General features: G+C 59.9%; 15 protein-coding genes. 3 read left to right on the forward strand and 12 right to left on the reverse strand.

Annotation, left to right across the window (positions count from 1 at the left end):
- Positions 1-14: 14 nt before the first annotated feature.
- From J0G10_RS22085 to J0G10_RS22095, 3 genes are all read left to right on the forward strand, one after another.
- Entirely contained in the window at positions 15-1,211 is a 1,197-nt protein-coding gene (locus J0G10_RS22085; RefSeq protein ID WP_220556699.1) for an MFS transporter, read from the forward strand.
- Positions 1,212-1,293: 82 nt separating this feature from the next.
- Positions 1,294-1,635 (forward strand): hypothetical protein, encoded by a 342-nt coding sequence (locus tag J0G10_RS22090; RefSeq protein ID WP_007908306.1) that lies wholly within the window; start codon positions 1,294-1,296, stop codon positions 1,633-1,635.
- Between the two features lie 44 nt (positions 1,636-1,679).
- Positions 1,680-1,934 (forward strand): hypothetical protein, encoded by a 255-nt coding sequence (locus J0G10_RS22095; RefSeq protein WP_220556700.1) that lies wholly within the window; start codon positions 1,680-1,682, stop codon positions 1,932-1,934.
- A gap of 184 nt (positions 1,935-2,118) precedes the next feature.
- Here the strand turns inward: J0G10_RS22095 and J0G10_RS22100 are convergent, their stop codons facing one another.
- The 12 genes from J0G10_RS22100 to J0G10_RS22155 all read right to left on the reverse strand — a co-directional run bounded on the left by J0G10_RS22100 (position 2,119) and on the right by J0G10_RS22155 (position 14,610).
- Positions 2,119-3,048, reverse strand: a complete 930-nt coding sequence (locus J0G10_RS22100; protein WP_220556701.1) for a PfkB family carbohydrate kinase — start codon at positions 3,046-3,048, stop codon at positions 2,119-2,121.
- Positions 3,041-4,507: a purine-cytosine permease family protein gene (locus J0G10_RS22105; RefSeq protein ID WP_220556702.1), complete on the reverse strand. Its 1,467-nt coding sequence runs from the start codon at positions 4,505-4,507 to the stop codon at positions 3,041-3,043. The genes J0G10_RS22100 and J0G10_RS22105 overlap by 8 nt, the downstream gene beginning before the upstream one ends.
- A gap of 227 nt (positions 4,508-4,734) precedes the next feature.
- Complete coding sequence (locus tag J0G10_RS22110) at positions 4,735-5,733, reverse strand: ADP-ribosylglycohydrolase family protein (RefSeq protein WP_220556703.1); 999 nt, start codon at positions 5,731-5,733, stop codon at positions 4,735-4,737.
- Positions 5,730-6,443, reverse strand: coding sequence for a GntR family transcriptional regulator (locus J0G10_RS22115; protein WP_095048600.1), 714 nt, complete (start codon positions 6,441-6,443; stop codon positions 5,730-5,732). The genes J0G10_RS22110 and J0G10_RS22115 overlap by 4 nt, the downstream gene beginning before the upstream one ends.
- Positions 6,444-6,755: 312 nt before the next feature.
- On the reverse strand, positions 6,756-7,724 hold the full coding sequence (gene araH, locus J0G10_RS22120) for an L-arabinose ABC transporter permease AraH (RefSeq protein ID WP_026000669.1): 969 nt from the start codon (positions 7,722-7,724) through the stop codon (positions 6,756-6,758).
- Positions 7,725-7,736: 12 nt separating this feature from the next.
- On the reverse strand, positions 7,737-9,284 hold the full coding sequence (araG, locus tag J0G10_RS22125) for an L-arabinose ABC transporter ATP-binding protein AraG (protein ID WP_095048601.1): 1,548 nt from the start codon (positions 9,282-9,284) through the stop codon (positions 7,737-7,739).
- Between the two features lie 53 nt (positions 9,285-9,337).
- Positions 9,338-10,342, reverse strand: a complete 1,005-nt coding sequence (locus J0G10_RS22130; RefSeq protein ID WP_220556704.1) for a substrate-binding domain-containing protein — start codon at positions 10,340-10,342, stop codon at positions 9,338-9,340.
- A gap of 136 nt (positions 10,343-10,478) precedes the next feature.
- Positions 10,479-11,297 (reverse strand): SDR family oxidoreductase, encoded by an 819-nt coding sequence (locus J0G10_RS22135; protein WP_095048603.1) that lies wholly within the window; start codon positions 11,295-11,297, stop codon positions 10,479-10,481.
- A 270-nt stretch (positions 11,298-11,567) separates the two neighbouring features.
- Entirely contained in the window at positions 11,568-12,443 is an 876-nt protein-coding gene (locus tag J0G10_RS22140; RefSeq protein ID WP_220556705.1) for an SMP-30/gluconolactonase/LRE family protein, read from the reverse strand.
- A 132-nt stretch (positions 12,444-12,575) separates the two neighbouring features.
- A complete protein-coding gene (locus J0G10_RS22145) occupies positions 12,576-13,292 on the reverse strand; it encodes a FadR/GntR family transcriptional regulator (protein ID WP_220556706.1) in 717 nt (238 codons plus the stop codon).
- A 136-nt stretch (positions 13,293-13,428) separates the two neighbouring features.
- A complete protein-coding gene (locus tag J0G10_RS22150; RefSeq protein WP_053122580.1) occupies positions 13,429-13,989 on the reverse strand; it encodes a DUF1285 domain-containing protein in 561 nt (186 codons plus the stop codon).
- A 15-nt stretch (positions 13,990-14,004) separates the two neighbouring features.
- The gene (locus tag J0G10_RS22155; protein WP_007908280.1) at positions 14,005-14,610 is read right to left on the reverse strand and encodes a DUF4823 domain-containing protein; all 606 of its coding nucleotides are present in this window, start codon (positions 14,608-14,610) and stop codon (positions 14,005-14,007) included.
- Between the last annotated feature and the right edge of the window lie 26 nt (positions 14,611-14,636).

A 14,636-nucleotide genomic window follows, 5' to 3' on the forward strand; every position in this document is an offset into this window, starting at 1 on the left:
CAAGGAACCGCGTCATGTCGCAAGCATCACCCCAGGTATCAGGCAAGCTGTTCGGCTTGTTCTGCCTCGCCAGTTATCTGCTGTCGCTGTCTTACGGCTCGACGTTTTTATTGTCGCTGTTGATCAGTTCTCGCGGCGGCAATGAACACGATGCCGGCAGCGTGATTTCGGCGGCGATGCTCAGTACGTTTGTCGCAGTGCTGGTGTCCGGGCATCTGTCGGACTGGCTCGGTGCGGCGCGTTCGATTGCCCTGTTTGGTCTGTTGCTGGTGGCGGCGAGTCTGGGCTTTGCAATGACGCCGGGATTCGGTCATCTGCTGTTGTTTTTTGGTTTGTTACTGGGCCTGGGCTGGGGGGTGTTTTACACCTTGGGACCGATCATCGTTGCCAGTCTGGTGACGCCGGCGCAACGGGCCAGGTATTTCGCGTTGCTGTCGGGCAGCATGATGACTGGCATCGGCAGCGGCCCGTTACTCGGGCGCGCCGCCAGTGCGTTGGGTATGCCTGTGACCTCGGCGTTTTATCTGGCGGCGCTGGCAAGCCTGATCGGCGCGCTGCTGTTCTGGCAACTCGGCGCAAAACTGAAAAGCACACAGGCGACAACCACCGCGAAAATCAGCTGGCAAGCAACCACTCAAGTGCTGGGCTCGCGCGCCGTGTTCCCGATCATCATGGTCGGTCTCGGCGGTTGCGTATTCGGTGGCCTGTCGAGCTTTCAGACCAGCTATGCCGCTGCGCGCTCGCTGGATTATTCATTGTTCTTTCTGGGCTTCATGAGTGCGGCGATCAGCAGTCGAATGTTGATCGCGGGGTATGTGGTCAAGCGTGACCCGTTGCGCGCGTCGAGCCTGCTGTCAGGGTTGATGTTGAGTTCGATTGTGCTGTTCGCGTTCGGCGTGCACGGCGGGTTCACTTACCTGCTGGCGGCAGTGCTGCTGGGTGTTGGTTATGGCCTGACCTATTCGGTGATCAACGGTCTGGCCGCCAACGAAGCACCGGCCGGCACCACATCACAGGCGCTGTTGCTGTTCAGTCTGGCGTACTTTATCGGCGTATTCGGCTTCCCGTTGCTCGCTGGCAAAATCATCGTCGAACACGGCATGGCAACGCTTTTACACACTGTGTTGGTAGTGGCATTGATGAACTGGCTGATCACCCTTGGTCGTCTGCTCTGGCGTCGACTGAATGTCAAAACCGTACCAGCGATTTAGACCGTTCGTCGTTCATCAGGCACCAAACCGCTCAGAGGGCAGACCAACGACAGGTAAGGATTCCAATCACTGGAGACGCCCTATGATCCCGTCAAGGTTGACCGCTTTCGTATTCAGCGCCCTGCTCTGCCCTGCGGTTTTCGCCGCATCCGCCACGGCTGCGGGCACTGGCCCTACCGACCCGACCCCGCCACGCGCCCCCGCCATCAACAGTGCTCCCGGTATGAATACCGATGGTTCCGGCGTGCCCTTGATCAATCAGCCGCCCGCCACCGGTACTGATCCGCGCACCCAGGGCAGTGACCCGGGTCGTCAGGGCGGGATGAACACTCCCGACGCCCCCGCCACGCCAGACAACGCGGGCCCCGGCGTCGGCTCCAAAACCACCACTGGTGGCTCCGGTTCCGAAGGCTCCGGTCAGTAGTTCGCCGACGCGAGCGTCCTATTCAATCCAATGAAGAGGTAACCATGAACGTCGATAAAAACCTGGAAAAAGAAGTCCTCACCCGCCTGCTGCATGCTCATCCGAGTGGACTGGGCAAGGAAGTGCTGGACAATTACCGGGGCGAGAAAGTCGTGGCCGGCGCCCTCGCCGCCTTGCAGGAACGTGGACTGATTCACCACGGGCATGTGACCTGCAACGAGGCTGGCGAGCATTCGTTGAACCTGCCGATCAAGCTCAGTGCGGCCGGGGTTGAAGCGGCGCGCAAGCTGGATAGCTGAGCGATATGATCGTGTGATCGTGTGATCGTGTGATCGTGTGATCGCTAATCATGCAGGAGCGGCTGTTGGCTGCGATCTTTGCTTTTAGAAGATCAAAAGATCGCAGCCTTCGGCAGCTCCTACATTGGATCTAAGGCGAACAGAAATCCCCTGTGGGAGCGAGCTTGTTCGCGAAAACTATCTATCAGGCGCTGCTGGACTTGCGGATAAACGCATCCACTTCATCTGCCCCCGGCGAAGTCGCCGGTCCCCAGCGTGTCACCGCGATAGCCGCTGCCGCATTCGCCCGCCGCGCGGCTTCATGCGCTGACAAACCCTGCGCCAACCCGGCGACAAACACCCCGGCATGTGCATCACCGGCACCATTGCTGTCCACGGCTTTCACGGCAAACCCCGGCACATGCCGACGCTCGTTGGCCTGTTGAATCCAGCAACCCTGCGGCCCGTCCCGCACCACCATCAGCACCTCTTTGGGCAGATGCTCAGTCAGACGATCCAGCGCTAAAGCAATGTCTTCAGCCCCAGTAAAGCGCAACGCCTCAACACTGTTGCTGGTCCACACATCAATGCGCGGCAGCAACGCTTTCATCAGCAGCGAGTCCGGCGATTCAACCAACGGGCCCGGATCGAACACCACGTTGATCGACTCCGGTAACGCCAACGTCCAGTCGAGCAACGCTTGGGCCTTGCCTTCGTGGAGCAGGCTGTAGCCGCTGAGATAAACGTAATCGCCCGCCTCGGCCACAACGCTGTTCAGATCCTCTTCGGTCACCTCACCTTCAGCGCCGATGTAGGAAATGAAACTGCGCTCGGCCGACGCATCGGTCAGCGCGACGCACAAACCGGTGTCTTTCAGTGCGGGTTCGGTGATGCCGATGTGAATCCCCTCGGCGTTCATCGCCTGGCGCGCGAGATCACCGAAACGCCCAGTGCCATGGCGACCGAGGTACACCACCGACAGGCCATTACGCACCGCCGCCGCCATCACGTTGAAACCGCCGCCTGCTTCGAAACCGGCCGACTGCGCCAGCACGTCACCGCCAATCTGCGGCAGCTTATCCACGGCCATGACCAGGTCGATAATGACCTGGCCGGTGTGCAACATCTTAGGCATGAGCATTCTCGGTTTGCGCGGCGCGGCGGTCTTTCGCCCCGCCAAGGACAAAGTAAATGCCACCGGCGACCACGAAGGTCACGATCCAGCCGAGGCCGTTGTGGCCCAGCCAAGAGTCGGACAGGAAGCCTTTGAACCAGACGTTTTCAGCAGTGGTGCCAATGGTGGTGAAACTGAAGCCAAGGACGATGGCAATCGCCCAGGCGCCGAACGCGCGCCACTCGATGCCGCCGTGATACCAGTAGGCGCTGCTCGGGCTGACGTCGAGCAGGTCTTTCGGGCTGTAGTAGTGACGGTGAATCAGGTCGACGACGAAGATCCCGACCCACGCGGTGATCGGCACCGCCAGCAGGGAAATAAAGGTAATGAACGGGCCGTAGAAACTGTCGGCGATCAGCATGAAGTAGATTGAGCCGGCGAAGATCGCGACGATATCCACTACCACGGCGTAGACGCGTTTGACCTTCAGGCCAAGGGTCAGCGTGGTCAGACCGGCGGAGTACACCGACAGGTTGTTCGACAGCAACAAGCCACCGAACGCGGTGATCAGGTACGGCACGGCCATCCACGTTGGCAGCATGTCGCGGATCGCCACGATCGGGTCAGTCGCCGAAGCGAGGTCGTTGTTGCCCACCGACAGCAGACCGCCGAGGGTAATCAACAGCACCAGCGGAATGCCCGCACCGAACGCTGCTGATGCAACCAAACGCACGGCTTTGACGCTGCGATGCTGATAGCGCGACATGTCGGCGCCAGCGTTGGCCCAACCAATGCCGGTGCCCGCGGCCATGGTGCCGATACCGATGATCATTGCGCTCATCGGTGCTGGCGTAGCGTTGAACACGGCGCTCCAGTCGATGGTCGCGCAAAGGAAACCACCGACGAGAATGTTCAGCGCGCCGAACACGTAAGTGGCCCACTTCTGGATCACCAGCAGCGTCGCGTGGCCGAGGCCGGATACCGACAGAGTCAGCAGCACGAAAATCGCGATGAAGATCAGCGTCAGTATCGGCGCACTTTTCGCTTCCACTGGCGAGCCGAACAGGATCGAGCACAGCGACAACAGCACAAATGCAGCGGTGGTGGTGTTGACCGTTTCCCAACCCAGGCGCGACATCAGCGAGACCAGCGTCGGGCCGATATTGCCGCGCACGCCGAAGATCGCCCGCGACAAGGTCAGGCTCGGCGCGCGGCCACGGCGACCGGCAATCGAGATGATCCCGACCACCGCGAACGAACCGGCAGCGCCGATGATTGCGACGATGATCGCCTGCCAGATCGCCAACCCGCGAAATGCGACCAGCGTGGCGCCCAGTGGCAGACCGAGGATGGAGATGTTAGCGGCGAACCAGACCCAGAACAGTTGCAGCGGATGCCCGTTGCACTCGGCTTCCGGTACCGGTTCGATGCCGCGGGTTTCCAGTTGCCCGGCGCTTTGCCCGACGGTTGATGAACTCATGAAGGTGCTCCTGTTTGCCTTTTTTGTGGTTGTGGCAATGATGCAAAACGACAAGACATCGCGGCCGTCCTCGGCCTGTCTGCGCGATCCATTGCGGGTTGTAAATTCGATTATGCGGTGCGCCTATCGCTGGCAAGCCAGCTCCCACAGGGATCAGGGTGTACACAAATGTGTGTTCACAGCAAAAACCTGTGGGAGCTGGCTTGCCAGCGATGGCGTCATTTCACTCAGCGCAACGCCAACAGCCCCTGCACCAACGGCTCAAGCTCTAGGTGATTAACCGATTTGACCGTGTCGATCATCGGCACTGGCCAGCTCTCAAGACCCAGGCAGGCCCCGAGCATGGCGCCGAGAATCGCCGCGATGGTGTCAGTGTCACCGCCAAGACTGGCGGCCATGCACAACGCATCAAACGCGCTCATCTCGCCGACGGCCACTTGCTGCGCCAGGGCAAAGGAGACCACCACCGATTCCTGCGACGCCACCGAAGTACCGATCACGTCATAGAGCAGATCCGCCAGCAAAGCCTTGTCGCTATCGACACTGATGGTGCGCGCCCAACTGATTCGCGAGGCAATGCGCCCACCGGCCACCCAGTGCCCGTGCGCCTCGGCTTGCTGAGCGATGTGCTGGCCGAGGTTCAACGCCTCGCCCAGGTCCATGCCATTGATGCCGGCAGATACCACCGCTGCCACCGCCGCCGCACTGGAAATCCCCAGCGTGGTGTTGTGGGTGACCTGACAGGCCTGTACCACCGCTGCGATAAACCGCTGAGGATCGGCAACATCCGCCGCGATCCCTACCGGCGTAATGCGCATGGCCGCGCCGTTAGTGGTGCCGTAGCGTCCGGCCTCTTCCGGCGAATGGCCGGCGAGGATCATTTCGATGGCGCGCTTGGTCGACGGCCCGAGCAAGTCCTGCGAGCCCTTGGCCTGCATCTCGGCCTCCCACTCGATCAAGCGTTGCGCGAGGATCGCCGGTTCGATGCGGCCTTTGCCTTCGACCAGCAACTCACCGACCAGAATGGCTTGTTCAGTGTCGTCGGTGATCGAGCCTTTGGGCATGTTTGCGGCGATGGGTTGCAAGGGACCTGCATCCTGCAGATCGGTGATTGTGCCGAAGCGGGTCTTGATGGTTTCGCGGTTCAGCGATTGCGTCGGCATGCCCAGCGCATCACCGAGGGCCAGGCCATAGAAAGCACCAAGGGCACGGTTGAGCGCGGTCATTTCGATTCTCCAAATTGCAGGTGCAAACGGAAATGCACCGGGTCGAGCAGGCTTTCGACCAGCTCCATAAAACGGTTCTGGCGATCGTAGGTGGTGCGCAACGCCTTGAGGAAAACCGTGCCGACCGGGCGCCCGAGCAATTCGGCGTCTTCGGCATTCAACGGCTCGGCACCGATCCACTGATCACCGCGTTCGCCGATATAGCCGTAAGCGGCCAAGGTGATGGTCAGGGAATTGTCGATCAGGCCGACACGCGGCAGGCTTTCCAGGCCGCCGGTGGCCGGCATCAAAGAGCGTTCGAGAGAGACCAGCGTGCCGTCGTTGGAGCGCCGACGGCGGTCGAGGGTAATGAATTGGTCAGTGCCGAACCGCGAGAGCAGATCGGGCCGGGTCACGGCTTCCAGACGCAGCACTTCGGTATTGATCAGCGCGCCGCTGTCGGCCAGCGCCTGCGCCCAGCCGCTGCGCTGGTCGAGCGCGACACCGTCGAAGGTGACGATGGAGCCGACGCCGCTTTGCGTGGCGATGTAGTTGCGCCGTTTCAGTTCGGCCAGCGCTTCGCGCAGCGTGCCTCGGCTGACTTTGAATTCTTGAGCCAACTGATGTTCGCCGGGCAACAGAAAGCCGTCCTCCATGAGGCCGCTTTCGATGCGTCGGACGAGTTCGTCGACCACCCGTTGTTTCTTGTCAAATCGTACCTGTCTAATCATGTACAAATTGATACCCGAAACTAGCGTGGGCGGGCAAGGGATATTTAGCGAGAGTGACGAAAGGCGGGAGAATCAAAAGCCCCTCACCCTAGCCCTCTCCCGAAGGGAGAGGGGACTGAATGGGGGATGCTCAAGAAGTACGCCGACCTGAAAGTGCTTCGCCGAATCCACAATCGACCTGAAAGTACTTTGCCGAATCCATAATCGACTAGGTCTTTCAGGTCGATGCAGGACGCAAAGCACCCCGGTCGGCCCCCTCTCCCTCCGGGAGAGGGCTGGGCGGGCGGCGTTCCGATGAGGGGCTCTTGATTTTTAGCGTTGTTTCAGACGGTCGATGACGACGGCCAACAGCAGGATCGAACCACGGATAACATATTGGTAGAAGGTATCAATGTTCTTCAGGTTCATCGCATTCTCAATGATCGCCAAAATCAACACCCCGGCAATCACATGCCGAATCATGCCGATCCCACCGCTCAACGACACCCCGCCCAACACGCAAGCCGAGATCACCGTCAGTTCAAACCCCTGACCTATCATCGGCTGCCCAGAGGTCATTCGCGACGCCAGAATCACCCCGGCCAGCGCACCGATCACACCGTGCACGGCAAAGATAATGATCTTGGTCCGATCAACGTTCACACCCGCGAGCAACGCCGCTTCCTGATTGCCACCAATGGCCATGGTGTTGCGCCCGTAGGTGGTGTAATTCAACAGCCAACCAAAAAACAGGAAGCAAACAATGGTGATCAGAATCGGCACCGGCACGCCAAACAGCTGGCCGTTACCGAAGACGAAGAATGATTCCTGCGACACGCCCACCGCTTTGCCGTTGGCAAAAATGTAAGCCAGACCGCGAACAATCTGCATGGTCGCCAACGTCGTGATCAAGGCGTTGACGCGCAACTTGGCAATCACGATGCCGTTGATCAACCCGACAATCAGGCCCATCACCAGCGCCGCGCTGACACCGAGAAACACGCTATTGGTGTCGCGCATCACCACCGCCGCAACTACCCCGGCGCAGGCAATCACCGAGCCGACCGACAAGTCGAAATGCCCCGACGCCAGGCAGTACAACATCGTGCACGCGGCGATCCCGGTGGTGGAAATCGCCAAGCCCAATCCGCGCATGTTCAGCGGCGAAAGGAAGTTGTCGATCAGCAAGGTGCAGGCGACAAAAATGCCCACGGCCGCCAGCAGCATGACCCAGTCGTCGAGGAAGCGGCGCATGTCCAGAGGTTTGCGCTCTTTGGGCAGGGTTTCGTTTTGGGTTGTCATCATAGTCACCTCTCAGTTCGCCACGCCGTCAGCGCGGTGGCGCGGCAAAGCCAGTTGCAGCAGGTTGGATTCATTGGCCTGATCGCGGCCGATTTCGCCGCGCAGGGCGCCTTCGCAGAGCACCAGAATGCGGTCGGAAATACCCATCACTTCCATCAGGTCGCTGGACACCACGATCACCGAAATGCCGTCGGCGGCGAGGTTATGGATGATCTGGTAAATCTCGGCTTTGGCACCGATGTCGATGCCGCGCGTCGGTTCGTCGAGCAGCAGGACTTTCATCGGCATCGACAGCCAGCGACCGAGAATGGCCTTCTGCTGATTGCCACCGGAAAGGAATTTGATCTGCTGACCGGCGTGCGGGGTTTTCACTTTCAGGGCTTTGATCTGTTTGTCGGCGTTGCCCTTTTCCCACAGACCGCGAATCAGGCAACCGAGGCCCGAATGGGCGCCGCGTGCGCTGATGTTGATGTTTTCGGCGACGCTGGCCAGCGGGATGATGCCTTCCTTCTTGCGATCTTCCGGGCAGAGCAGAATGCCCGCAGCAATCGCGTCGCGCGGTGAGCGCAGTTTCAGTTCGTGACCGCGCAATTCGAGGCGTCCGGCGGTGTTGCGTTCCAGCCCGCTGAGCAAGCGAAACAGCTCGGTGCGCCCTGCCCCGACCAATCCGAACAGGCCAAGAATTTCACCTTTGTGCGCTTCGAAACTGATCGGCTCGCGCAGACCCGGGCCGAGCAAACCATCAACCTTCAGCGCGACGGCACCGCGTGGTCGATGGCGATAATCGTAAATGTCCTGAATGTCGCGGCCGACCATGCAGGTCACCAACTGATCGTGGCTCAACTGGCTCATGTCGTCGAAGGTGCGCACGTAGCGACCGTCCTTGAACACCGTCACGGCGTCACAGATGCGGAACACTTCTTCCATGCGGTGGGAAACGTAGAGCACGACTTTGCCCTCGTCACGCAGGCGTCCGATGATCGCCATCAAGCGGTCGATCTCACGGGCCGAAAGGCTGCTGGTCGGTTCGTCGAAAGCGATGACGTGGGCGCCGCGCGACAGCGCCTTGGCGATTTCCACCAATTGCCGCTGGCCGAGGGACAAGCGCCCGACCTTGGTTTGCGGATCGATTTCGTCGGCCAGGCCTTTGAGGCAGTTCAACGCTTGCTGGCGTAAAGCACCGCGATTGATCAAACCGAAACTGGCCGGCAGATGGCCGAGGAACAGGTTTTCGGCGACGGTCATTTCCGGCACCAGATGCAGCTCCTGGTGAATCACCGCGACGCCGCTGCCGATGCTGTCAGCGGTCGACTTGAACGCCATGGTCTGCTCGCCGATCTGCAACTCGCCGCTGCTCGGGATGTAAGCACCGCCGAGGATTTTCAGCAGGGTCGATTTGCCGGCGCCGTTCTCGCCCATCAAGGCGTGAACCTGGCCGGGATGGGCGACAAAGCTGATAGCGTCCAGCGCTTTCACCCCGGGAAAGGTTTTGCCGATCCCGTTGAAGCGCAGGCTGCCGCTGGCGCCGTGTTGTTCTTGTGTTTGTACTTGCGCGTGCATAAAGCCACCTCTTCACACCGAAAAACGGCCCGGCTGCCCGGGCCGTCGCGGCATCAGTTCCACAGGCCGATTTTTTCCAGCTCTTGCTTGAAGTTCTCGCGGGTGATCAGGGTGACGTCGTCCATCGCGGTGTACTTCGGCGGTTCTTTGCCGGTGGTGACCCACTCGTACATCATCTCTGCGGTTTTGTAGCCTTCGATGTGCGGGCTTGGCAGCATCGAGCCGAAGAAACCGCTATTAGGCTTTTTCAGTTCGCCGATGGCGTCGGTGCCGTTGATGCCGATGCCGATCACGTTGGCCGCAGCAAACCCGGCGGCTTCGGTGGCGCGCACGCCGCCGAGCACGGTGTTGTCGTTCATACCGCCGATGATCAGGTTTTTTGCGCCGCTCGGCAGTTTCACCAGCGCCGAGTTGGTGGCGTCCATGCTGCCCGGTACGTCGAGGGTTTTCAGCGCAGCGAACAGAATGTGGTCTTTCGGCATACCGGCGTCTTCAAGGGATTTCACCGAACCGTCGGTGCGCTTCTTGCCGGTATCGAGTTCGTTGTAGGTGTTGACCACCGCGTAAGTGTCTTTCCAGTCCCAGCTACGCTTTTTCGCTTCGGCGACCATGGCGTTGCCCTGTTTCTGGCCAACTTCAAACGCGGCCATGCCGAGGTACGGCACGTCTTCCATGAACTTGCCGTTGGCGTCGACGAAACGGTCATCGACGGCAATCACTTTCAGGTCGTTGAGTTTGGCTTTGGCCATGATTGCCGGGCCGAGCGAGACGTCCGGCGGGCAAATCACAAAGCCCTTGGCACCGTTGGCAGCAAGACTGTCGATCGCCGAGAGGGTTTTCTCCCCGTCCGGCACGGCAATCTTGATCAGTTCAAAGCCCTTGTCCTTGGCGGCTTTCTCGGCGAAGGCCCACTCGGTCTGGAACCACGGTTCTTCCGCCTGCTTGACCAGAAAACCGATTTTCACGGTGTCGGCAGCGAGCAGCGCACTGCTCAGGCTGAACGCGGTGACCGCCAGGGCGGTACTGCACAGGGTACGAATCCCGAAACGACGTTTCATAAGCTGACTCCTTGTTATTTTTTTTGAGCAATGTTTGAAAAGCGTTAAAGCGTGTTCCTGCAAAATCTTCTGACAATAGTCATATCGTATGATGATTGGATTTCACACGGATTTATCCGCGTGAAAGCCACTGTGCTCAGTCGTGGTACATCACCGAGCGCCCACCATCGATGGTGATGCATGCAGCATTGATGAACGGCGCTTCATCACTGGCCAGAAACACCGCGGTCATCGCCACTTCAAGCGGCTGACCGATGCGCTTCGGCGGGTGCAGATCGAAGGCGCGCTGACGCTCGGCGTGCGGGTCGGCGAATCCGTTCCAGTAGTCGACGTTCAACTGCGTCTCGATATAGCCCGGGGCGATGGCGTTGACGCGGATGCCCTTAGCGGCATACTCAATGCCGAGCGCGCGGGTCAGGCCGAGCAAACCGTGTTTGGCCACCGGGTACGGAAAGCAGCCGGGAATGATGTGGCTGGAATGGGTCGAAGCAATGTTGATGATGCTGCCGACGCCCTGCTCGATCATCTGTGGCAGCACCGCTTTGCAGCCGAACCAGGCGCCGTCCAGATCAATAGCGAAGCAGCGACGCCAATCTTCTTCGGTCATGACCAGCGGATCACAGAACACGTTGACCCCGGCGCAGTTGACCAGCACATCGATGCGCCCGTGCAGCTCAACGGCGCGTTTGGCCATGGCATGCAGGTCGGGCTGATGCGAGACATCCGCCTTCAGCGCTTGCACGTCGTAACCTTGCTCACGCCAGTGCACGGCAACCGTTTCGACTTTTTCCGCCTGAATATCACTGATCACCAGTTTCGCTTGCTGCGAGGCGAACGCCGCAACAATGGCTTCGCCGATGCCTTGGGCGGCGCCGGTCAGCAGCACGACCTTGTTTTTCAGACGCTCGCCCCTCGGCGGCGCAGGCACCGGCGGCAGGGAAAGAGGTTCAGCCATGGATCAGGACTCCTGTTTCGCAAGCACAAAAAAACCGGGCATCTGCCGATGTCCGGTCTGGAAGGCGGTTGGAACGAAACAGGCAAGCGCAGGCGACAGCTTGGGGCCGTTGCGAGACGCGGACTCCACACGGGAGTGCGATAGACATTCGCTGCATCACTTCACCTGTTTTGTTTTTTTAAGTGTGAGTGCGTGTTACTGCTGGAGCCGACTATAAACCCGACTGCCGAATAATCTCAATATATAATTTTGCATCCCATATTTTGGGATTTAACCAGCAAACCGCGTACAGAGTTTTCCTGCAACATCCACGCGTATCGACAGCACTGCGCCATCCAATGGATGGTTGTTCGGGCTCTGGGCGCTGGTGATGAACAGGGTTTTCAGGTCTTCACCGCCGAATACACAACTGGTCGGGCGGCTGACAGGCAGATCGATCCTGCGGTCGACCTTGCCGTCAGGCGTCAGGCGCAGCAGGCAGCTACCGTCCCAGCGGGCATTCCATACATAGCCTTCGGCATCCATTGCTGAACCGTCCGGGCCACCGTTCTGATCAGGGCCGTACCAGGGAGTGGCCACATCAAGGTTGCCGTCGGCGTGAATAAAATAGCGATACAGCGTGTCATCGAGACTGTCACCGAACAGGACAGTGGTGCCGTCGTCGCTCCACAGCAGCGTGTTGGGAATGCCCAGGCCGCGCAGCAATGGCGTGACACGTTTATCCGGATCAATGCGGAAAAGGCCACCGGAGCGCTGGGTGATCGGCAGATCTTCGCCCTGCTCACCGATGTTGTTTTGCATGGTGCCGAGCCACAGTCGCCCCTGAGCATCGCAACGCGCTTCGTTGGGGCGATTGCCCGGTTGCGGGTCGGCGACGCAGAACAGCGTCAGGCGTGGTTCGAGGCCCGGGGAATCTAGGTCGAGGCGATAGACGCCGCTGCTCAGGGTCACCAGTGCATCGCCGCTGGCGCAGGGGATGAAGGCGGAAACGTGTTCGGGCATCTGCCAGATCTGCACGTTCTGGCCGATCAGACGCAGGGCCTGTTTGCCGGCAATGTCGACCCAGTACAACGCCTGGGTCGGCGCGTCCCAGAACGGGCCTTCACCGAGTCGGGCGCGGTGTTGGGTCAGGGCGGTCCACGGCATATAACGGTCTCCATTGTTCTTGTGATTTTCTGTAGGAGTGAGCCTGCTCGCGATGGCGTAGTGTCAGTTGACTTCAATGCGGCTGATATACCGCTATCGCGAGCAGGCTCACTCCTACAGGGGATCTGGGTGTTAGCCGGCTTTTTTGTCGGCCATGACTTTCGGGTAGAAGCGTTTGATCGCCAGGTCGGCGTTGTCGATCAGGGTCATGCACGCCCACACGCCGCGCGCTGAATCGCGGGCGGCAATGGCATCCGCCATGCCTTTGTGAATCGGCAGCGTACGGCGTAGTTCATCGGGATCAGCGGCGGAGACTTCGAACGATACCGCCAGCAACGCACCGAGCGCCGGGACCATTTGTTCAATGAATTGATTGTGGCTGGCCGCGAGGATGCATTCGTGGAAGAACTGGTCGGCGCGGTTGTAATCGGTGCCGCTGTCGACCGCGCGCTCGAGGGCGTTGTAAGCCAGTTGCACCGCTTCGATCTGGTCCAGCGTCGCCCGCTCACATGCCCAGCGCACGGCCATCGGTTCGATGGTGCGGCGCAGGTCAAGCAAGTCATCGACAAAATTTTCCGGCAGGCCGTTGCGCGACAGCCAACCGACCACTTGCGGATCGAACAGGTTCCAGCGCCGCACCGGCAGCACGCGGGTGCCGACTTTCGGCCCGACTTCGAGCATGCCTTTGGCGACGAGGGTTTTGATTGCTTCGCGAATAACCGTGCGACTGACGCCGAGCTGTTCACCCAGATCGGCCTCGACCTTAATGGTCTGCCCCGGCTTGACCTGGCCAGCGGCGATCCAGCTGCCCAGCCAGTCGACCGTGGATGCGTGAAAGCTGCTGGACATGAACACCTCAAAGCGGGTCGCGATGGGTGATCAAGCTAATCATCATACGATTAGCTGTCAACGACAAAAAAGATCGCAGCCTTCGGCAGCTCCTACAGGTGTAAGCCATGTAGGAGCTGCCGAAGGCTGCAATCTTTTAAGGTTCGAGGCCGATGCGGAAGAACTCTCCGCCGCTCCATACACCGAGCCAACGCTGCCCGTCGATTTCACGGCTCACCGCCAGTTCCACCAGTTGATAGAACACATTGCGATGAATCAGCGCTTCAAGATTGGTACGCACATGCACGTAAGGCGCCGGCTCTTGGGTCGTGGGATCAATCTCGACGCGGATCGGATGCTCCGGCCCGGCCTCAGCGGTTTCATCAACGTTGGTGGTAAAGCGCAACAGCTGCGCCTCCCCTTCGCCTTCAACCTCGACCGCAATCGCCACAAACGGCGCGTCGTCGACCTTGATCCCGACCTTCTCGACCGGGGTAATCAGGAAGTAATCATCGCCGTCGCGGCGCATGATCGTGGAGAACAATTTGACCATCGGCTTGCGCCCGATCGGCGTGCCCAGGTAATACCAGGTGCCGTCGCGGGCGATGCGCATATCGATGTCGCCGCAGAAGTCCGGATTCCACAAGTGCACCGGCGGCAAGCCTTTGGTTTTCGGGATCTGTCCCAACAGGTCATTGGCTTTTTGCGGGCCACTCATGGTGTTCTCCTTGAATTATTGGTCGCCGACTCCCAACAGGCTGCGCGCGTACTGGGCAAGTGGCGGGCCGATCAGGTCTTCGGGCTTGCTGTCGTGGAACGTCAGTAAACCGCCACGACTCTTGATCCGTGCAGTATCAATCAAATACTGGGTGCTGGTCTCGATCAACATGATCTGAATCACGCCGCCGTCGATGCCGAGACGATCCACCGCTTCTTCATCGAGCCACTCATCGGAGTTGCCGATGCGGTCGTCAGCCTTGGCGAAACGCGTGTACAGCAGATAGTGCGCACCGGCATCACGAGCTTCACCCATCGCCTGATCGAGGCCTTCCGGCGCGCGAGCACGGCGGACCATCGGGAAGTACTCGACGAAGCCTTTGAAGGCTTCTTCGGCCACCACGTTCGGGCGCGGGTAGGAACCGCCCGGCGGTGCGAACGCGCCTTGGGCGATGTAGATGAACGAGTCCGGCTGAATGCGGAAATTATTCACGCGACGGCTGTCGCTGTGATCCAGCAAGCCCGCGTCGCTCATCTGGTAGCGAGTGCCTTCGGCCATATCGCTGACAGTCATACAGCCGCCAAGCGCCAAAACGGCCAGCAGCAAAACCAGGCTACGCATCCTATTCCTCCAGAGGCCGGTGACGG

The sequence above is a fragment of the Pseudomonas germanica genome, assembly GCF_019614655.1.
Classification (GTDB): domain Bacteria; phylum Pseudomonadota; class Gammaproteobacteria; order Pseudomonadales; family Pseudomonadaceae; genus Aquipseudomonas; species Aquipseudomonas neuropathica.